The 20084-nt window shown below is 63.9% G+C and carries 18 protein-coding genes; 9 read left to right on the top strand and 9 right to left on the bottom strand.

Annotated features, from left to right (window positions below):
- Positions 1 to 29: 29 nt before the first annotated feature.
- Genes ACTJKT_RS00090 through gnd form a run of 3 tightly spaced genes read right to left on the bottom strand, consistent with a single transcriptional unit; the run spans position 30 to position 3378 of the window.
- A complete protein-coding gene (locus ACTJKT_RS00090) occupies positions 30 to 851 on the bottom strand; it encodes an HAD family hydrolase (protein WP_440786051.1) in 822 nt (273 codons plus the stop codon).
- The gene (gene zwf, locus ACTJKT_RS00085) at positions 848 to 2368 is read right to left on the bottom strand and encodes a glucose-6-phosphate dehydrogenase (RefSeq protein WP_440785675.1); all 1521 of its coding nucleotides are present in this window, start codon (positions 2366 to 2368) and stop codon (positions 848 to 850) included. The genes ACTJKT_RS00090 and zwf overlap by 4 nt, the downstream gene beginning before the upstream one ends.
- Positions 2365 to 3378 (bottom strand): phosphogluconate dehydrogenase (NAD(+)-dependent, decarboxylating), encoded by a 1014-nt coding sequence (gnd, locus tag ACTJKT_RS00080; RefSeq protein WP_223815583.1) that lies wholly within the window; start codon positions 3376 to 3378, stop codon positions 2365 to 2367. Before gnd ends, zwf begins: the two co-directional genes overlap by 4 nt.
- Before the next feature lie 230 nt (positions 3379 to 3608).
- On the opposite strand from gnd, the gene ACTJKT_RS00075 reads away from it, so the two are divergent.
- The 6 genes from ACTJKT_RS00075 to ACTJKT_RS00050 all read left to right on the top strand — a co-directional run bounded on the left by ACTJKT_RS00075 (position 3609) and on the right by ACTJKT_RS00050 (position 11339).
- The gene (locus ACTJKT_RS00075) at positions 3609 to 3782 is read left to right on the top strand and encodes a DUF6026 family protein (protein ID WP_440785674.1); all 174 of its coding nucleotides are present in this window, start codon (positions 3609 to 3611) and stop codon (positions 3780 to 3782) included.
- Positions 3783 to 4067: 285 nt separating this feature from the next.
- The gene (locus ACTJKT_RS00070) at positions 4068 to 5810 is read left to right on the top strand and encodes a phosphoethanolamine transferase CptA (protein ID WP_440785673.1); all 1743 of its coding nucleotides are present in this window, start codon (positions 4068 to 4070) and stop codon (positions 5808 to 5810) included.
- A 201-nt stretch (positions 5811 to 6011) separates the two neighbouring features.
- Positions 6012 to 8258 (top strand): TonB-dependent siderophore receptor, encoded by a 2247-nt coding sequence (locus tag ACTJKT_RS00065; RefSeq protein WP_440785672.1) that lies wholly within the window; start codon positions 6012 to 6014, stop codon positions 8256 to 8258.
- A 186-nt stretch (positions 8259 to 8444) separates the two neighbouring features.
- Positions 8445 to 8654, top strand: coding sequence for a hypothetical protein (locus tag ACTJKT_RS00060; protein ID WP_440785671.1), 210 nt, complete (start codon positions 8445 to 8447; stop codon positions 8652 to 8654).
- Between the two features lie 592 nt (positions 8655 to 9246).
- A complete protein-coding gene (locus ACTJKT_RS00055) occupies positions 9247 to 9921 on the top strand; it encodes a heavy metal response regulator transcription factor (RefSeq protein WP_124320773.1) in 675 nt (224 codons plus the stop codon).
- On the top strand, positions 9918 to 11339 hold the full coding sequence (locus ACTJKT_RS00050; RefSeq protein ID WP_440785670.1) for a heavy metal sensor histidine kinase: 1422 nt from the start codon (positions 9918 to 9920) through the stop codon (positions 11337 to 11339). Before ACTJKT_RS00055 ends, ACTJKT_RS00050 begins: the two co-directional genes overlap by 4 nt.
- Before the next feature lie 69 nt (positions 11340 to 11408).
- Here ACTJKT_RS00050 and ACTJKT_RS00045 read toward each other — a convergent pair whose 3' ends face one another.
- The 6 genes from ACTJKT_RS00045 to speB all read right to left on the bottom strand — a co-directional run bounded on the left by ACTJKT_RS00045 (position 11409) and on the right by speB (position 16383).
- Positions 11409 to 11900 carry a GNAT family N-acetyltransferase gene (locus ACTJKT_RS00045; protein WP_025809063.1) on the bottom strand — a complete coding sequence of 164 codons (492 nt, stop codon included), beginning with the start codon at positions 11898 to 11900 and terminating at the stop codon, positions 11409 to 11411.
- An 89-nt stretch (positions 11901 to 11989) separates the two neighbouring features.
- Positions 11990 to 12601: a DinB family protein gene (locus ACTJKT_RS00040; protein WP_440785669.1), complete on the bottom strand. Its 612-nt coding sequence runs from the start codon at positions 12599 to 12601 to the stop codon at positions 11990 to 11992.
- A 32-nt stretch (positions 12602 to 12633) separates the two neighbouring features.
- Entirely contained in the window at positions 12634 to 13746 is a 1113-nt protein-coding gene (zapE, locus tag ACTJKT_RS00035) for a cell division protein ZapE (RefSeq protein WP_440785668.1), read from the bottom strand.
- 302 nt (positions 13747 to 14048) lie between these two features.
- Entirely contained in the window at positions 14049 to 14390 is a 342-nt protein-coding gene (locus tag ACTJKT_RS00030) for a nuclear transport factor 2 family protein (protein WP_025809066.1), read from the bottom strand.
- A 54-nt stretch (positions 14391 to 14444) separates the two neighbouring features.
- On the bottom strand, positions 14445 to 15161 hold the full coding sequence (locus ACTJKT_RS00025) for a helix-turn-helix transcriptional regulator (protein WP_440785667.1): 717 nt from the start codon (positions 15159 to 15161) through the stop codon (positions 14445 to 14447).
- A 262-nt stretch (positions 15162 to 15423) separates the two neighbouring features.
- Complete coding sequence (speB, locus tag ACTJKT_RS00020) at positions 15424 to 16383, bottom strand: agmatinase (protein ID WP_440785666.1); 960 nt, start codon at positions 16381 to 16383, stop codon at positions 15424 to 15426.
- 151 nt (positions 16384 to 16534) lie between these two features.
- Between speB and ACTJKT_RS00015 the strand changes: the two genes are divergently transcribed.
- From ACTJKT_RS00015 to ACTJKT_RS00005, 3 genes are all read left to right on the top strand, one after another.
- The gene (locus ACTJKT_RS00015) at positions 16535 to 17428 is read left to right on the top strand and encodes a LysR family transcriptional regulator (protein WP_440785665.1); all 894 of its coding nucleotides are present in this window, start codon (positions 16535 to 16537) and stop codon (positions 17426 to 17428) included.
- A 210-nt stretch (positions 17429 to 17638) separates the two neighbouring features.
- Positions 17639 to 19078: a nucleobase:cation symporter-2 family protein gene (locus ACTJKT_RS00010; protein ID WP_440785664.1), complete on the top strand. Its 1440-nt coding sequence runs from the start codon at positions 17639 to 17641 to the stop codon at positions 19076 to 19078.
- A 416-nt stretch (positions 19079 to 19494) separates the two neighbouring features.
- Complete coding sequence (locus tag ACTJKT_RS00005; protein ID WP_440785663.1) at positions 19495 to 19968, top strand: LEA type 2 family protein; 474 nt, start codon at positions 19495 to 19497, stop codon at positions 19966 to 19968.
- The last annotated feature ends 116 nt before the right edge of the window (positions 19969 to 20084 follow it).

Below are 20084 nucleotides of genomic sequence, written 5' to 3'. Positions count from 1 at the left end.
AGCCTGCGGCAGCGGCTACAGTTTTTGCCTTAGCGCGGCAGGATAAATCGTTCGATCGCTTCGGCGGCACCATCGGCGACATTGCTGCCCGTCACCAGGTCGGCCTGGCGTTTCACCGCCGCTTCGGCCTGACCCATGGCAATCGACAACCCGGCTTGCTGGAACATCGCCGGGTCGTTGCCGCCGTCCCCCAGCGCCGCGGTGCGCTCCAGCGGCACCCCGAGAAACTCCGCCAGGGTGATCAGCGCCTGCCCTTTGTTGGCCTGCAGCGCAGTCACATCCAGGTACACCGGCTGCGAACGGGAAACTTGCGCCTGTCCGCCGACCTGCGCCAACAAACGCGCCTCCAGTTCCACCAACAGCTCGGTGTCGGCACTGGCGGCGACTATCTTGTCGATGCGCGGCAGGTAGTCCTCGAAGCTTTCCACCACCACTGGCGGATAGCCCAGGCCATGCTGCTCCCGCGGCACCATTGGCCCATGGGGGTCGCGCAGCAGCCATTCACCGTCGGCGAAGACCCAGACCTCCACTTCCGGCTGCGGCGACAGCAGCGCCAAGGTACTGACGACGACGTCCACCGGCACATGGTGGCGCACCAGGAAACTGCCATCGGGGTTGACGATGGTGCCGCCATTGAAGGCCGCGGTCGGCAGGTCGACGCCCAGGGCTTCGATCTGCTGCAACATGGCCCGCGGCGGCCGCCCGGTTGCGAGGCTGAAGAACACCCCGGCTTCGCGCAACGCACACACCGCGGCGATGGTGCGCTGGCTCAGGCTGTGGTCGGGCAGCAGCAAGGTGCCGTCCATGTCGCTGAGCAGGAACTGGATGGCCGGCTGCCCCTCGCCGCTCATCCGAGGCTGTGCCATTCACGGCCGTCGCGGGTCAGCAACTCGTCGCCGGCCGCTGGTCCGTCTTCGCCGGCCCGGTAGATATGGACCTTGTCCTTTTCCTTCCAGGCATCGAGGAACGGCTGCACCGCGCGCCAGCCGTTTTCGATGTTGTCGGCGCGCTGGAACAGGGTCTGGTCGCCGGTCAGGCAATCGTAGATCAGCGTCTCGTAGCCGGTGGAAGGCTGCATCTCGAAGAAGTTCTTGTAGGCGAACCCCAGCTCGATATTGGCCATGTCCAGGGTCGGCCCGGGCTTTTTCGCCAGCAGGTCGAACCACATGCCTTCATTGGGCTGGATCTGGATGCGCAGGTAGGTCGGCTGCAAGTGGTCGACCTCGGTATCGCGGAACTGCGCGTAGGGCGCAGGCTTGAAGCAGATGGCGATCTCGGTGTCGCGCACGCTCATGCGCTTGCCGGTGCGCAGGTAGAACGGCACGCCGACCCAGCGCCAGTTGTCGATCATCACCTTGAGGGCGACGTAGGTTTCGGTGTTGCTGTCCGGGGCCACGTTGGCCTCTTCGCGGTAACCGGCCACCGGCTTGTCGCCCGCCTTGCCCGCCACGTACTGGCCACGCACCGAGTTGGCCAGGGCATCTTCGGTGCTCCAGGGACGAATCGCCCCCACCACCTTGGCCTTTTCGCCGCGCACCGCATCGGCGCCGAAGGCGGCCGGCGGCTCCATGGCGACCATCGCCAGCAGCTGGAACAGGTGGTTGGGCACCATGTCGCGCAGGGCGCCGGTGTTTTCATAAAAGCTGCCACGGGTTTCCACCCCGACGGTTTCCGCCGCGGTGATCTGCACGTGGTCGATGTAATGGTTGTTCCAGAAAGCCTCGAACAGGCTGTTGGAGAAACGGCTGACCAGAATGTTCTGCACCGTCTCCTTGCCCAGGTAATGGTCGATCCGATAGATCTGCTTCTCGCTCATCACCTTGAGCAGGCATTCGTTCAGCGCTTGCGCGGTGTGCAGGTCGGAGCCGAACGGCTTCTCCACCACCACCCGGCGAAACGCGTTGTCCCCTTCGACCAGCAACCCCGACGCGCCCAGGCGCTGCACCACTTCACTGAAGAAGCGCGGTGCAGTGGCCAGGTAGAACACCGCATTGCCGGTGCCGCTGGCGGCGATTTTCGCCGCCAGCGCGTCGTAGGTGCTGTCGTCCAGGAAGTCGCCCTGGACATAGCTGATGCCATTGGCCAGCTTGGCCCAGAGCGCCGGATCCAGCGCTTGCGCGCCGTTGCCGACCTTGCCGGCGGCCTCGGTGCGAATGAAGTCCTCGAGCTTCTTGGCGAAATCCACATCGCTGATCGCGTTGTGATCGACGCCGACAATCTTCAGCCCCTCATCCAGCAAGCCGTCACGGTTGAGGTTGTACAGCGCCGGCATCAGCAGGCGCTTGACCAGGTCGCCATGGGCGCCGAACAGAAACAGTGTGGTGGGTGGAGCGGGCTGAGCCTTGGACTTCTTTCGCGAGGCGGTCATTTTTTCGGAGTCTCCACGTGGCCGCCGAAGCCGAAGCGCATGGCCGACAGCATCTTGTCGCCATAGGTGCTCTGCTGGCGGGAACGGAAGCGGGCGAACAGCGAGCTGGACAACACCGGGACCGGCACCGCCTGCTCGATGGCGGCTTCGATGGTCCAGCGACCTTCACCGCTGTCGGCCACTTCGCCGGAGAAACCGTCGAGTTGCGGATCGCTGGCCAGGGCGTCGGCGGTCAGGTCCAGCAACCAGGACGAAACCACGCTGCCGCGGCGCCAGACTTCGGCGATATCGGCGACGTTGAGGTCGAAGCGCTGGTCTTCCGGCAGGCTTGGCGAGGCTTTGGTCTTGAGGATGTCGAAGCCTTCGGCGAAGGCCTGCATCATGCCGTACTCGATGCCGTTGTGGATCATCTTGACGAAGTGCCCGGCACCGGCTGGGCCGGCGTGGATGTAACCGCGCTCGGCGCGATCGTCTTCAGCCACCCGGTCCTTGGTCCGCGGGATGTCGCCCATGCCCGGTGCCAGCGCATCGAACAGCGGGTCCAGGCGGCGCACCACCTCGGCGTCGCCGCCGATCATCATGCAGTAGCCGCGCTCCAGGCCCCAAACGCCGCCGGAGGTACCGACGTCGATGTAGTTCAGGCCCTTTTCCGCCAGCGCCTGGGCGCGACGAATGTCGTCCTTGTAGTAGGTGTTGCCGCCATCGATGATCACGTCGCCCGGTTCGAGCAACTGGCTGAGGGTTTCAATGGTGTCTTCGGTGGGCGCGCCGGCCGGCAGCATGACCCAGACCGCGCGCGGTTTTTCCAGGCCGGCGACCAGGGCCGGCAGGTCGGCGACGCCCTTGGCGCCTTCGCCGCTCAGGGTGCTGACAAAAGCGCTGTTGCGGTCATAGACCACGGTTTCATGCCCATTGAGCATCAGGCGCCGTGCAATGTTTCCGCCCATGCGGCCCAGTCCGATAATCCCCAGTTGCATGTGCTGATGCTCCTTACTACTAAATTGTGTCAAAAGGTTATAGCCCAACGAGGCCAGTGAGGGTTAGTCCAGAGCGTCCGGACTAAGTTTCCCAAGCAGTGAGTGGATAACGACGCAAATCGCCCAGAAGGCACAACGACCGCTGAAAATAAAAAAGTTCCCTTTGCCGGCAAAAGAAATCAAAATTGCCGCCGATAGTGTTTCAGGCCTCGGAATTCGAGCGGCCGGACCACAGTTGATGCACGCCATTTGCGAGGTGAGCAATGGGCACAGTACTACCGGCACGACCTGCACAAACCCTCTACGTCACTATCCGTCGTGACGAGTTGCGCGCACTGAAGAACGAGCGCGACCAGTTGAAGCAAGAGCTGGCGCAACTGCGCCTGGCATTGCAGAACCAGGGTCAGGCGGCTGCCGTCACCCAGCTACAGGCCTGATTGATCCGAGGAACCTGCCCGCCGTGGCCGGTCCTTGCAACAGGTGATTAATGAAGCCGGCTGAGTCCTCGATGGATCGCCGGCTTCTTTTTGCCCGTCGCTTTTTACCCTTCCCGCCTCCTGGCGACGGCATTATCTGACACGCAGGTACCAACTCACAAAGTTTTCACACCTGCTTATGGATACTCCGGCGCAATATTGCCGCCCCCACGGGCGCGGCGCGCGTTCGCCGAGGTGGTCGAAGCTTTCCGGCGAATGTCCTGTTCAATGAAGCTGGAGCGCTCGATGGCTGTGTTTAAACGCGACAAGACGTCCGCGAAAGGGTTTGACTGGGCGGGCCTGGGTTGGCTCTTCCTGTTCTTCTGGTACTTCTCCGGCATCACCCAGTTGCTGATCCAGCTAACCGACACCTCCGGCTTCGCCGGTTTCCGCCAGGCCTTCATCATGAGCGCGATCTGGCTGGCGCCGATGCTGCTGTTCCCGACCCGCACCCGAGCAATGGCCGCCGTCATAGGCGTGGTGCTCTGGGCCTGTTCCATGGCCAGCCTGGGTTACTTCTTTATCTACCAGCAGGAGTTCTCCCAGAGCGTCATCTTCATCATGTTCGAGTCGAACCCCTCCGAAGCCGGCGAGTACCTGACCCAGTACTTCGCCTGGTGGATGGTGCTGGCGTTCCTCGCCCATACCGCCTTCGCCATTTTCCTCTGGACCCGCCTGCGCCCGGTCTACCTGCCGCGCGGCCGTGCGCTGGTAGCGGCCATGGCGATCCTGATCGCCGTCATCGGCTACCCGCTGATCAAGCAGACCGCGCGCACCGGCAGCTTCGCCGGCGGCCTGGAAAAATTCGAGACGCGCATCGAGCCCGCGGTGCCATGGCAGATGGTGGTGGCCTATCGGCGCTATCGCGAGCAGCTGGAAAACATGCAGGGCATGCTCGACAACGTGAGCAAGATCCCGCCGCTGCAGAACCTCAAGGACAGCATGGCCAACCAGCCTTCGACCCTGGTCCTGGTGATCGGCGAGTCGACCAACCGCCAGCGCATGAGCCTCTATGGCTACCCGCGCCAGACCACGCCGGAGCTGGACAAGCTCAAGGACCAGCTGGCGATCTTCGACAACGTGATCACCCCGCGCCCCTACACCATCGAAGCCCTGCAGCAGGTGCTGACCTTCGCCGACGAAGAAAACCCGGACCTGTACCTCAAGACCCCGTCCATGGTCAGCGTGATGAAGCAGGCCGGCTACAAGACCTACTGGATCACCAACCAGCAGACCATGACCAAGCGCAACACCATGCTCACTACCTTCTCCGAGCAGGCGGACGAGCAGGTCTACCTGAACAACAACCGCAACCAGAACGCCCGCCAGTACGACGGCGATGTGCTGGAGCCGTTCTCCAAGGCCCTGGCCGACGGCGCGCCGCGCAAGTTCATCGTGGTCCACCTGCTGGGCACCCACATGAGCTACCAGTACCGCTACCCACCGAGCTACGACAAGTTCACCGACCGCAGCGGCGTACCGACTGGCGTGCGCGACGACCAGGTACCGACCTACAACAGCTACGACAACGCCGTGCTGTACAACGATTTCGTGGTTTCGAGCCTGATCAAGGACTACGCCAAGACCGACCCCAATGGCTTCCTGCTGTACCTGTCGGACCACGGCGAAGACGTGTTCGACTCTGCCGGCCACAACACCCTGGGCCGCAACGAAGGCAAGCCGACCGCGCCGATGTACACCATTCCCTTCATCGCCTGGGCCTCGCCGAAGTGGAAGCAGAACCACGACTGGAACTTCGCCGGCGACCTCGGCCGCCCCTACAGCAGCTCGAACCTGATCCACACCTGGGCCGACATGGCCGGGCTGAGTGCCGATGAGCTGGACCGCAGCAAGAGCCTGGTCAGCGACAGCTTCAAGCCGCGTCCGCTGCTGATCGGCAACCCCTATGAACGCAGCGAGAAAGCCCTGATCGACTTCAGCCTGATGAAGCCCAAGGCGCCGCCACCCGGCGCGGTGGTACAGAAATAAGTCGCACAGAAATAAGCGATGCAAGAATAAGCCTTTTCCTACGGGGCCCCGCAGCCCCGTAATACCGGCCTTCAATGCCCCTTCGTGGGGCATTTTTGTATCCGAAAGATAATAATTATTCTCGTTTATCCTAAATACCCCTCCTCCTTTTCGTCTCAGTGCAAACGGATTTTTTCCCTCGACGACAAGGAGACGGCAGCGATGCTCGCGCCATTCACCCGTTCCATGACATTGACCTTCGGCCTGTGCGGCGCGGTCCTGAGCCCCGAGCTGCTGGCTGAAACCGAGCCCGCGCAGAGCGCCGACCGCGGTGCCCAGGCCCTGGAACTCGATGCCACCAGCGTCACCGCCCAGGGCCTGGGCGCCACCACCGAAAACACCGGTTCCTACACCACCGGCAGCATGAGCACCGCCACCCGCCTGAACCTGTCGATCAAGGAAACCCCACAATCGGTGTCGGTGGTGACCCGCCAGCAGATGGACGATTTCAAACTCGATACCTTGTCCGAGGTGCTGGGGCAAACCACTGGGGTAGTGGTCCAGCACCTGGACTCCGACCGGGTGATCTACTCCGCCCGCGGCTACTCCATCGACAACTTCCAGATCGATGGCATGCTCAACACCTTCAACCGCATGAAGTCCGATTCGGACACCATCATCTACGACCGCATCGAAGTGGTCCGCGGCGCCACCGGCCTGACCACCGGCGCCGGCGATCCTTCGGCCACGGTCAACATGGTGCGCAAGCGGCCGACCCACGAATGGGCGGCCAAGGCTGGCGTCAGTGGCGGCAGCTACGACAACTACTACAGCTACGTCGATGTCGGCGGCCCCCTGGGGTTCGACGGCCGCCTGCGCGGGCGCACGGTGCTGGCCTATCGCGACAGCCAGTCGTTCCGCGACCACTACCAGCTGCAGCGGGAAGTCGGCTACGGCATTCTCGAGGCCGACCTGACCGACAGCACCACCCTGGCCGTGGGCTACGACTATCAGGACAAGCAGGTCCAGGGCACCTCCTGGGGCACCGTGCCCTACTGGAACGCCTCGGGCGGCAAGGCCAACCTGCCGCGCTCCACCAACATGGCGGCGCACTGGAGTTCCTGGCCGCTCAGGGACAAGACCGCCTTCGCCACCCTCGACCAGCGCCTGGGCCACGACTGGCACCTGAAAGCCGCCTATACCCACCGCGACAGCGACAGCGACGGCAAGGTCTATTACGGCGGCGCCGGTTTCCCGGAAGCCGACCGCTCGGGCATGACCGCCTGGACCAGCCATATGATCGGCACGCAGAAAATGCGTGTATACGACTTCAACCTGGCCGGTCCCTACAGCCTGCTGGGCCGCGAACACGAACTGATGTTCGGCTACGGCGAGGCTGAGCGCAGCGAGTCGTCGCCGCACACCGTCGCCGGCCCGACGCCGCCGGGCTACACCAACATCGCCGACTGGAAATACATGGGCGGCATCGCCAAGTTTCCCGACACCGTGACCAACCTGTCCGGCGAAAGCGACAGAACCCGGCAAAAGGCTGGCTACCTGGCCACCCGCCTGAGCCTGAGCGACGACCTGCACGCCGTGCTCGGCGGCCGTTACGGCAGCTGGAACATCCACAGTCGGGCTCGCAGCTATGACACCGACAACCAGTTGGTCCGCCAGAGTGACACCCGCCAGCAGCACAACGACATGTGGACGCCTTACGCCGGCCTGCTGTACGACCTCACCCCCGAATACACCGTGTATGTCAGCTACACCGATATCTTCAAGCCCCAGGACAAGCGCGACGCCAGCCGCAAATACCTGGAGCCGGTGGTCGGCAGCAACTACGAGCTGGGGCTCAAGGGCAGCCTGCTGGAGGAGCGCCTGAACCTGGCCACCGCGGTGTTCTGGAGCAAGCAGGACAACGTCGCCGAACTGGACAGCTCGGTGCCGCCGGACCCGGTCACCGGCGAGGAGTTCTACAAGTCGGGCGGCAAAGGCGGCAAAGTCCAGGGATTCGAGGCCGAGGTCGCGGGCGAAATCCTCCCGGGCTGGAACCTCACCGCCGGCTACACCTACACCCACGCCCTGAATGGCGAAAAGCAGCGCGCCGACGGCGGCGAGCCGATGAACATGCTGCGCCTGTCGACGGCCTATCGCCTGCCGGGCCAGTGGCGGGCGCTGACCCTCGGCGGCAGCCTGAACTGGCAAAGCGCAATCTACGGCAACAGCCGGCGGCCGGTGGGACGCGACGGCGACGGGGGCCTCGTTACCGAAAACACCCGCATCCACCAGCAGGCCTACAGCGTCGCCGGGCTGATGTCTCGCTACGAGTTCGACTCGCACCTGTCGGCTTCGCTCAACGTCACCAACCTGTTCGACAAGAAGTACTACGAACGGGTCGGCTTCTATAACGGCGTCTACTGGGGCGAGCCGCGCACTATGACCCTGAGCCTGGACTGGAAGCTTTAACCCGCCCTTCTTCCTACACGGCCCATATCAGTGGGCCGTCAGTGCCTCTCATCCGGGATGACAGAATTGTCATCCCGCCTTCAGCGCCCTGTTAACCCCCAGTTAATAAGATCGCGCCATACTTCTATTACTGCTTCGTTACAGGGACGCGACGGAATTCCGATCACTGTTAATGGGACACCGCACATGAAAGCCTCCACACTCCTGCTCGCCGGTCTGATGATTGCCAGCTCGGGTGCAGCGTTCGCCGAAGGCGGCGCTGAACGCATGAAGCACTACTGGGACAATTTCCCCATCAGCCAGCAGATACCCCGCACCGATAGCGAACAGACGTCCTCCGAAACCCAGGCACCCGCCGAGAACCCAACCCGCGCCACTGCGCAACCGGATGCCTGATATGCCCCGAGCTCTACTCCTCTCTGGCGATAATGCTCCTTTGGCAGAGAGGATCTTCCGGCGCCCTTTCATGGGCGCCTTTTTTATCCCGTCGATATCAGCGACATGACAATGGGCTATCAACTTTCTGGCGTCAAAATGACAATTACGCCATATAAGAAACAATCATCGCCTGCTGTATTAGCATTAAGTTCCGCGCAACTTCGACACATATTGAAACAGTAATAAACGTCATGATCCCCAATGATCCATTTGTAGGAGCGAGCGGGCGGCGATCCGACTTGCCCGCGATGCACTTGAGAGCACCGCACTTATTCAGTCAATACGCAATATCGTTAACGATCATCGCGAGCAAGCTTCGCTCCTACACTGGGCTGCTAGTCAGCTACCGGCTGTCGAAAACATTCACAAGCCATTGATATCAGGCACTTTAAATCTTGACCCTAAAGCCACTTCAGGCTTGAGCATTCCCCCACCCAAACGGCTGAAACTATTTATCAGCAGCAACTTCGCGGGTTTTATGGCTGGTCCAACAACAACTTCATATCCAGCGCCATTGAAATCGTTTTAATGATCAAGAGGTCACTTTTCCATGCGCATTCTGGTTGTCGAGGACGAGCGTAAAACTGCCGATTATCTGCATCAGGGCCTGACCGAAAGCGGTTATGTGGTGGATCGCGCCGCCACCGGTGTCGACGGTCTTTACCTGATCGAACAGCAAAACTACGAACTGGTGATTCTGGACGTCAACCTGCCGGAAAAGGACGGCTGGCAAGTGCTGGAAGACATGCGCAAGGACAGCAGCACCCGGGTGATGATGCTCTCGGCCCGCGGGCGCCTGGCCGACAAGGTCAAGGGCCTGGACCTGGGGGCCGACGATTACCTGGTCAAGCCGTTCGAGTTTCCCGAGTTGCTGGCGCGGGTGCGCACCCTGCTGCGGCGCAGCGAGAACCTGCCGGCGACCGATACCCTGCGGGTCGCCGACCTGGAGCTCGACCCACGCCGGCACCGGGCCTATCGCGGCTCCCGGCGCATCGACCTGACCACCAAGGAATTCACCCTGTTGCAGGTGCTGATGCGCCAGTCGGGCGAGGTGCTGACCCGGACCCAGATCATCTCCCTGGTCTGGGACATGAACTTCGACTGCGACACCAACGTGGTGGAAGTCTCCATCAGCCGCCTGCGGGCGAAGATCGACGATGCCAGCGAGATCAAGCTGATCCACACCATCCGCGGGGTCGGTTATGTCCTGGAAGTGCGCCAATGAAAGCCTCGCCACAACGCACCGCCAGCAGCCTGTCCATGCGCCTGGGCCTGACCGTCAGCCTGATGGGCGCCGGCCTGGTGCTGCTGCTCGCCACCCTGGCCTACCTGGCCCTCAGCCATGAACTGGGCAGCCTGGCGCGGGAAAGCCTGGACAGCAAACTCGAACAGATCCGCCACACCCTGACCAGCGACCTGAAGACCGGCGACATCGCCGCCCGCCCGCATTCGCTGCTGGACCTGGTGATGGGCCACGACAACCTGCACCTGAGCATTTTCGGCGCCGATCCCCAGGCCGAACCGCTGTTGAACATCGGCAACCGCAACCTCGAACCGCTGCCTGTCGCCTTGACCCAGCCGGAAAGCCCGGCGTTCCTCGACTGGCTCGACAGCGCCGGCAACCGGCTGCTCAGCACCTCCAGCCTGATCAGCCTGCGCAACGGTGAACAGGTGCGGGTGGTGCTGTCCCTGGACCGGGCCAACGACCAGGCGCTGCTCAGCGCCTACCTGCGTTCCACGGTGATCGCCCTGCCCCTGCTGCTGATGCTGATCGGCATCGGCGCCTGGTGGGTGGTGCAGCGCGGCCTGGCGCCGTTGCAGCAATTCAGCCGGGTGGCCGCCAAGGTCACGACCCAGGACCTGACCCATCGCCTGTCGCCGGACAACCTGCCGCGGGAGCTGGCCGAGCTGGCCCACAGCATCAATTTCATGCTGCACCGGCTCGACGGCGGCGTGCAGCAGCTCTCGCAATTCTCCGACGACCTGGCCCACGAATTGCGCTCGCCCATCACCAACCTGATGGGCAAGGCCCAGGTCACCCTGTCCCGGGAACGCCCGCCCCACGAGTACAAGGCGGTGCTGGAGTCGAGCACCGAGGAACTGGAACGCCTGACCCGGATCGTCAGCGACATGCTGTTCCTCGCTCAGGTCAGCCATCCGGCTTCCCAGGTGGCGTTCGAAGAAGTTTCCCTGGGCGAGGAAGCGCGGCGAGTCACGGAACTGTTCGCCCTGAGCGCCGAGGAAAAGCACCTGGGCATCAGCCTGTCCGGCGATGGCCTGGTGTACGGCGACCGCCTGATGATCCAGCGGGCGATCTCCAACCTGCTGTCCAATGCGATCCGCCACAGCCCCCGGGCGTCGAGCATTTCGATCCTGGTGGAGGAGCACGATTCGAGCGTGTCGCTGTCGGTGGGCAACCCCGGCGCCGGCATTCCGCAGCAGCACCTGGAACACCTGTTCGAGCGCTTCTACCGGGTCGACAGCAGCCGCTCGCGCGCCGAAGGCGGCACTGGCTTGGGATTGGCGATCGTGCGTTCGATCATGAACCTGCACCAGGGGCGGACCGAAGTCAGCAGCGTGCCCGGCAGCTTCACCCTGTTCCGCCTGGTGTTTGCCCGGCTCAATCATCCGCCGCGGGCGTAAGGCCCCTGGATGCACTGGGTACCAGGGCATCCAGGGCCGTGGGTTCATCGGCCAGCGGGCTCCAGGGGCTTACAGGGCTTTGTTCCAGAACAGCATCCGGCCATGGCTTGGGTCGAGCATGGCGTCGTCGAAGCCGAACTTGCGGTAGGACGCCTGGGCCACCGCGTTGCCCTCCAGCACTTCCAGGGTGATCTTGCAGCAGCCGCGCTGGCGGGCGATCTCCTCGACCTTGTGCAGCATCTTCTGGCTCAGGCCCAGGCCGCGGAATTTATCGATCACCGACACGTCGTGCACATTGACCAGGGGCCGGCCGGCAAAGGTAGAAAAGCCCTCGAAGCAATTCACCAGCCCGGCCGGTTCGCCGCCGACAAAGGCCAGCACGCTGAAAGCGTGGGGGCGCTTGGCCAGTTCGCCGGGCAATTGCCGCAACATATCGGCGTCCAGCGGCTGGCCGCCGCCCATCGGGTCCTGGGCATAGTGGTTGAGCACCAGGGCGATCGCCTCGGCGTGTACCGGGTTGGTGTAGCTGGCCTGGAGTACCAATACGTCTGCAACGTCCATGTCTGTCCTCAACAGTTCGATTGATCCGGATGTGTTCCGGCAAGCGCGATTGTAAACACCGGCACATGACGAAACGAGCGGCTACCGCGTCAAGCGCTACCGTTCTTTTCCTCGACCGCCTCGGCGCCCCAGATCTGCGCTTCGCTCCAGCCCAGTTCGGCAAAGTCCTGGGCGCGCAGTGCCGCCTCGCCCGCGCAGAAGAATTCATCCAGCTGCGGCGGCGCCACCCGGGTGCCGCTGAGCATGGCGTGCACCTGGCCACGGTGATGCAGCTGGTGCTCGAACAGGTGCGAGAGCATGCGCAGCCGGGTATCGCGCTGCGGCTTCTCCCGGGCGATGGTGACGATGCGCGCAAGGTCCACATCCCGCTGCTGCTCGCAGTAGGCGATCAGCCGGCGGTCCACCAGGGCCTGCTCGCGCCGCAGGTCGGCGGCCTGGTCGAAGGGCTCCTCGTCGTCGAAAAACACATAGCAGTCAGGCCGTGGCGGCTCGCCGCGCAGCTCCCGCTCCAGCGCGTCGACGTAGAACCAGTCGCAGGTGAGGATGTGATTGAGGGTGGCTTTCAGGCTGGGGAAGAAGCTCACCCGCGGCGCCGCCAGCTCGCTCGGGGTGAGTATTTCCCAGGCCTTGCCCAGGCGGTGGTTGGCCCAGGCGTTCTGGTAAGCCATGGTCAGCAGATGATGGGACAGGGGCTGGTTCACGGTCAGGTCTCCCTTGTAATGGTCAGGCGTGTTCAGCCGAAACGCTGCAGCTGCATCTCCTTCAGACGACTGAGGGTACGGCGGAATGGAAACTCCAGGTAGCCCTCGGTGTACAACGCCTCCATCGGCACCTGCGCTTCGAGGTAGAGCGGCACCTTGCGGTCGTAGCACTCGTCCACCAAAGCAATGAAACGCCGCACGCTGTCATCGTGCACCGACAATTGCGGCAGCTCGCGATCGCCGGCCACCACTCGCTCGGCGCCGTCCTCGGTGCCCCGGGCAATCCGTCCCGGGCGCTGTTGCGCGCTGAGCTCGGGCACCTCGCTGAGCAGGATCGCGCTGAAGCGGTCACACAGGGCCATGAAGTCCATGGCGGCGAACGGCTGCTCGCAGAGGTCGGCGAAGCGGCACCAGAGCACCTGCTCGCTGGCCTTGATCACCTGGACCTCGCGGTAACCCACCGGCAGTACCGCGCTGGACACCGCCTGCCCCGCCGCCAGCTGTTCGAACAGCGGGCCCAGGGCGCTCGGTTGGCCAGCCGGGGTCAGCCAATAACGCTGGGTGACCGCCCCCGGGTGCAGGCGATGGTCCTGGGCACCGTCCACCGCCACCACCTGCATATGCGCCTCAATCGCCGCGATCGCCGGCAGGAAACGCTCGCGGTTGAAGCCGTCGGCATACAGCTGCCGGGGCGGCTGGTTGGAGGTGCAGACCATCACCACGCCCTGTTCGAACATCACCTGGAACAGGCGCCCGAGAATGATCGCATCGCCGATGTCGTTGACGAACAGCTCGTCGAAACACAGCACCCGCACTTCTTCGCTCAGCTCGCGGGCCAGGGCCTGCAGCGGGTCGGCGGTGCCGGTCAGCTGGAACGAACGCTGGTGGACCCAGCCCATGAAATGGTGGAAGTGCTGACGCCGCGCCGGTACCTCAAGGCTTTGGTAGAACTGGTCCATCAGCCAGGTCTTGCCCCTTCCCACGGGGCCCCACAGATAGACCCCGGTGATCGGCTTGCGCCCTTCATGCAGGGCGACATGGCACTGCTGCAGGGCCTGCATCGCCCGCTCCTGGGCCTCGTCGGCGACAAAACCGCGCTCCTGGATAGCGTACTGATAGGCGCTGAGGGGAGAGTCGAAAGGCATGGGGTCCACGCATCCGCAAAGGGGCCGCGCAGTATGCCATGCCTTGTCTTGCGCCCGCTGCGTCGGGATGCCGCCCAGGTCAATCGCAGCCTCGCTGGCGCTCGGCAGCGGCTACGGGGCGCAGCGTCTGTGTAGCCGCTGCCGAGCAGCGCGAGGCTGCGATCGGCAACGCAGTTGCCGCAAAACCTCAGCACGTGGTGCATCAGGCAGAACGCGCAACCCGGATTACGGCAACTGCGTTGCCGATCGCAGGCTTCGCCAGCGGCTACAAACAGCAAACGCCTGCATCACCCTGGCAACGGCTACAGCGAGATATCCAGCCTGGCGATCTTGCCCTGCTCGTCGAGCCGGAACACATAGCGCAATTCCAGCGGGCTGCCGGGGAAGCTGCCGGAAATCAGGTTGTCCACCAGCACCTTGCCGGTGCGCTGCTGGACCTTGAGCACCTCGAGCCGGGGCTGGTAACGGCGGGCGCTGTCTTCCATCCATTGGGCGATGGCCCGGGTGCCGGCCTGATGCTGGCCCTCATCGAACACCTGGGCGTCTTCGGCGAAGAAACTGGCGACCGCCGAACTGTCACGGCCATTGGTGGCCGCGAGGTAGGCGGCGATGGCCGGTGCGAGAGAAATGGCTGTGCTGGACATGGTGTTACGGCTCCTTGTTTATCGTTGCTGGAGCCATGCTAAAACGCCGTCGCGTCAGTTCTTGTCAGGAGTGAAACGCCCGGCATCGTCCAGTTGCATGCGCTGGCGCCAGGTGCGCAACAGGTCGCTGCGGCGCCCCGGATAACGCTGGCCCTGCTCGCTGGCGGCGGCGATCCGGTCGGTGCGAAAGGTGCGGAAATCGTCGCGCAGCTCACACCAGGCGACTATCACCCGCGCCTCGTTCAAAAAGCCCAGGGCCAGCGGCCAGATCAGGCGTTGGCTGGGGGTCTTGTTCACATCGGCGTAATCGATGTGCAGTTTGGCCTGCTCGCGGATCGCCTGGCGGAACACATTCAGCGGCACCACGTTTTCCGGGTAGCAGTAAGCCGGCGGGCCGGGCAGCACCGTCGGGTTGTGCAAGGCTTCCTGGGCCGCCGGCGCCAGCACCGCGGCGATCTTCGCCAGGGCATCGGCGGCGGCCTTGCCGAGCACCTCGTCGCCACGCTGGTCGACATAACGCAGGCCAAGGACGATGGCTTCGGTTTCGTCGGCGTTGAGCATCAGCGGCGGCAGAAACAGGCCGCTGCGCAGCACATAGCCGATCCCGGCCTCGCCATGGATAGGCGCGCCCAGGGCCGTCAGCTCGGCGATGTCGCGGTACAGGGTGCGCTCGGACACCTCCAGCTCGGCCGCCAGCGCCGCGGCGGTCACCGGGCAGCGCTTGCCGCGCAGCACTTGCAACAGGGTCAACAAACGAGTGGTGCGCGACACGTCTTCAAGCTCGACAGGGAAGGATCGACGCAGCTTAACAGAGCCCCCTGTCAGGATCTGTCAGTAGCGAACTCTGACCTTGCTGGAGAAACGCGGTGTCGGGCGCGGGATTGCCGCAGACCTCCGGTTTGCGGCAACTACGTTGCCGATCGCAGCCTCGCACGCTCGGCAGCGGCTACAAAGGCACCGCGTCCGTAGCCGCTGCCGAGCGTCAGCGAGGCTGCGATCGAGCGCAAAGCGCTCGCCAAGCCCGCTTCCCACCCTACCGATCGACCTTATGCCGCGCCGCGTACAGGCAGAGCATTTCCATGGCCAGGGTGGCCGCCGCCAGCGAGGTGATTTCCGCGCTGTCATAGGCCGGGGCCACTTCCACCACGTCCATGCCCACCAGGTTGATGCCGCGCAGGCCGCCGAGGATCTCCAGCGCCTGCAGCGTGCTCAGGCCGCCGCACACCGGTGTGCCGGTGCCGGGGGCGAAGGCCGGGTCGAGGCAGTCGATGTCGAAGGTCAGGTACACCGGCTGGTCGCCGACCCGCTGGCGGATCGCCTCGACAATGGCTTCGCAGCTCCGCCGATGCACCTGCCGCGCATCCAGCACCTGGAACCCCTGGTGATCGTCGTTGGTGGTGCGCAGGCCGATCTGCACCGAACGCGCCGGGTCCACCAGCCCTTCCCGGGCCGCGTGCCAGAACATGGTGCCGTGGTCGATGCGCTTGCCCTCTTCGTCCGGCCAGGTGTCGCTGTGGGCATCGAAGTGGATCAGCGCCAGCGGGCCGTGCTTGCGCGCGTGGGCCTTGAGCAGCGGATAGGTGATGAAGTGGTCGCCGCCAAAGGTCAGCATCGCGCTGCCGCTGGCGAGGATCTGCTCGGCGTGGGCCTCGATGCTCTCCGGCACCGACTGCGGCACCCCGGAATCGAAGGCACAGTCGCCGTAGTCGACCACCGCCAGATGGTCGAACGGGTCGAAAGCCCACGGCCAGTGGCGCTCCCAGGCGATGCCGGCGGAAGCCGCGCGAATCCCCCTCGGCCCGAAGCGCGCGCCGGGGCGGTTGCTGGTGGCGGTATCGAACGGCACACCGCTGACCGCCACATCCACCCCGCGCAGGTCGCGGCTGTAGCGGCGGCGCATAAAGCTGGTGATACCGGCGTAGGTGCTTTCGGCGGCGGTGCCGTACAGGCTGTCACGGGTCAGGGCCTGGTCGTTGCGGTTGGCGATATCCATGGATTCGTCCTTATTGTGGGCGGCTAACGAAGGGTTACAGAGATCCCCGCGCTGACGGCCATCGAGGAATCTGTGGCGGCAGCTTGCACCGGTCGATACATTGGAAAAATATCAAGCGTATTAACCTGACATTCACCCGGAGTAATGTTTGATGCTCGGCCAACTGCACGATCTCGACCTGCACCTGCTGCGCCTGTTCGTCTGCGTGGTCGAATGCGGCGGCTTCAGCGCCGCCCAGGGCGAACTGGGGCTGAGCCAGTCGAGCATCAGCCAGCAGATGGCCAAGCTGGAAACCCGCCTCGGCTATCGCCTGTGCAGCCGTGGCAAGGGCGGCTTCCGCCTGACGCCCAAGGGCGAGCAACTGCTGCTGGCGACCCGCGGCCTGTTCGAGTCCATCGAGCAGTTTCGCCATCAGTCCAACGGCGTCGCTGGGCGTTTGCTTGGCGAGGTGCGCCTGGGCCTGTCGGAGGCGCTCGACCCGGCGGTGTTGCAGACAGTCGCCGAGGCGATCCGGCGCTTTCGCCAGCGCGACGAGTCGGTGCGCATCGAGATGATCAGCGCCATGACCGGCGAAATGGAGCGCCTGCTGTTGCAGCAGCGCCTGGACCTGGCGATCGGTTATTTCTCCAAGGTGCAGCACGCCTTCGATTACCAGCAGCTGTTCACGGAAACCCAGCACCTGTACTGCGGGCGCGGCCATCCGTTGTTCGTCCAGGACAACCCGGACCTGCAAGCACTGCATCGCGCCGACAAGGTCGACCACAGCTACCGGCTGCTGAGAAACGACGAGCCGTTGCAGGGCGTGCCCGGCTCGGCCTGTTCACAGCAGGTCGAGGCCAGCCTCACCTTCATCCTCTCCGGCCAGCACATCGGCTACCTGCCCAGCCACTTCGCCCGCGCCTGGGAAGACAAAGGGCTGATCAAGGCCCTGCGCCCGGAGGAATTGAGTTACGACGTGGGCTTCTATCTGGCCCGCCACCGCGCCCAGGTTCCCGGCGAGGCGCAGCGGGCCTTCGAGGAAGACCTGCTGGCCGCTTTCGGCTAAGCGCCCCATCCTCTAGCCGCATTGCCGATTGAAGTTTCAGTCGGCAATGCGCTTTGCTCTTCTGACCCGGCCACCTTTCTGGCATCCTGCGCCTCCATTTTTCTGACCGGGTCCGCAGATTTTGCCTTACGTCCTCCGACATCCCGCGTCGCGCCCCTTTTCTCCACGTGTTTCATGCCCTATCGACACGTCATTGGCAGGCTTTTTCCCATGACCGCACCTGATCGTTCCACGCCGCGCTACAAGTCCGACCTGATCTATGGCCTGGAGGACCGCCCGCATTTCAGCGCGGCGATCTTCGCCGCGCTGCAACATGTGCTGGCGAGTTTTGTCGGCATCATCTCGCCGACCCTGATCTTCGGCGGCGTACTGGGCCTGCAGAACGAAACACCCTACCTGATCAGCATGGCGCTGTTCGTCTCGGGCCTGGGCACCTTCGTCCAGGCCCGGCGCCTGGGGCCGATCGGCTCCGGGCTGTTGTGCGTGCAGGGCACCAGCTTTTCCTTTATCAGCGTGCTGCTCAGCGCCGGGCTGATGGTCAAGGGCCGTGGCGGCAGCAACGAGGAAATCCTCTCGACCATCTTCGGCATCTGCTTCTGCGCGGCCTTTATCGAGATGTTCCTCAGCCAGTTCATCGGCAAGCTGCGCAAACTGATCACCCCGGTGGTCACCGGAACCATCATCACCCTGATGGGCCTGTCGCTGATCAAGGTGGCGGTCACCGACATGGCCGGCGGCTTCGGCGCACCGGACCTGGGCGCCGCCAGCAACCTGGGCCTGGCCGCCCTGGTGCTGCTGACCATAGTGGTACTCAACCGCTTCAGCCATCCGATGCTGCGCCTGGGCTCGATCGTCATCGGCCTGACCCTGGGCTTCGTCGTCGCCTGGCTGCTGGGCCGGGTCGACCTGGCGACGATGCCGGAAGTGCCGATGGTCAGCGTGCCGGTGCCGTTCAAGTACGGCTTCTCCTTCGACCTGATCGCCTTCATCCCGCTGGCGGTGATTTTCCTGATCTCGCCTCTGGAAGCGGCCGGCGACCTGACCGCCAACTCGATGATTTCCCAACAGCCGGTCAAGGGCCCGCTGTACATCAAGCGCATCAAGTCCGGCCTGCTGGCCGACGGTTTCAACTCGATGGTGGCGGCGGTGTTCAACAGCCTGCCGATGGTCACCTTCGCCCAGAACAACGGGGTGATCCAGCTGACCGGCGTGGCCAGCCGCTACGTGGCGTACTTCATCGCCGGGCTGCTGGTGCTGCTGGGGCTGTTCCCGGTGATTGGCGCGGTGCTGCAACTGATGCCCAAGCCGGTGCTGGGCGGCGCCACCCTGATCATGTTCGGCACCGTGGCCGTGGCCGGGATCAAGATCCTCGCCGAAGCCGGGCTGCATCGACGCAACGTGCTGATCGTGGCCATTTCCCTGGGCATGGGCCTGGGCGTGGCGGCGGTGCCGGAAGTCCTGCGCGAACTGCCCAAGGCGCTGCACAACATCTTCGAATCGCCGATCACCGTGGGCGCGATGTGCGCGATCCTGCTGAATATCTTCCTGCCGGAAGAATTCATCGAGCTGGAAGAAGACGAATTCGACCCGGAAGCGGCAACCCTCAAGGTCATGCAGGACCCGGATGTGAGCGCCAAACCCAACGCCTGACCTCGGCCTCTGTAGGAGCGAAGCTTGCTCGCGATAACGTCGGTGGCAACACCACCAAACGCCCGGCCTCAAACCTACCACCAGCCCTGCCGGCCCCATCGCCGGCAAGCCTGGCTCCTACAGAAGATGGCTCCCCTCAAACAACCTCCGGTTTGTGGTGCCGACCTGATCGCGCTCCCAACGCCTGACCACCGGCTTCTGTAGGAGCAGCCGGTCGATGCTCGATTGCTCGCGATGGCGTCAGTGGCAACACCACCGACGCCCGGCCTCAAACCCACCACCAGCCCTGCCGGCCTCATCGCCGGCAAGCCTGGCTCCTACAGAAGATGGCGTCCCTCAAACAACCTCCGGTTTGTGGTGCAGACCTGGTCGCGCTAGATTCATCAGTGCCTCCTTTCCCGCAGAGACGAACCCTGATGCGCAGATTCCTCGGCCTCACCCTTTGCTTGCTGTTGCTCAGCCTGAACGCCTGCGCCCTGTTTCCCCAGCGCGATCAGTTGCACATCAATGTGGTCGGCATCGAGCCGCTGCCCAGCCAGGACCTGGAAGTGCGCTTCGCCATCAAGCTACGCCTGCAGAACCCCAACGAAACCGCGATCAACTACAACGGCGTGGCCCTGGACCTGGAAGTCAACGGCCAACCGCTGGCCACCGGGGTCAGCAACCAGACTGGCAGCATCGGGCGTTTCTCCGAGGGCGTGCTGGTGGTGCCGGTCAGCGTTTCGGCCTTCGCCGTGCTGCGCCAGACCCTGGGCCTGAGCCAGACCCAAAGCCTCGACGACCTGCCCTACGTGCTGCGCGGCAAGCTCGCCGGCGGCCCGTTCGGCACTATGCGTTTCGTCGAAAAAGGCCAGCTGAGCCTGCCGAAGACCGCCAACTTCACCTGGTAACCACCGCGTTCCCCGTAGCCGCTGCCGAGCGCCAGCGAGGTTGCGATCGAGCTGGGCGGCATTCCGACGTAGCGCTCGCAGAACCAGCCAACGCGCTTATCCAGGCAGATCGCGGA

The organism is Pseudomonas sp. 22526 (genome assembly GCF_052044735.1).
Lineage (GTDB): Bacteria > Pseudomonadota > Gammaproteobacteria > Pseudomonadales > Pseudomonadaceae > Aquipseudomonas > Aquipseudomonas piscium.
Note: the sequence above shows the minus strand (reverse complement) of the source record. Positions and strands in the feature narration are given on the sequence as shown.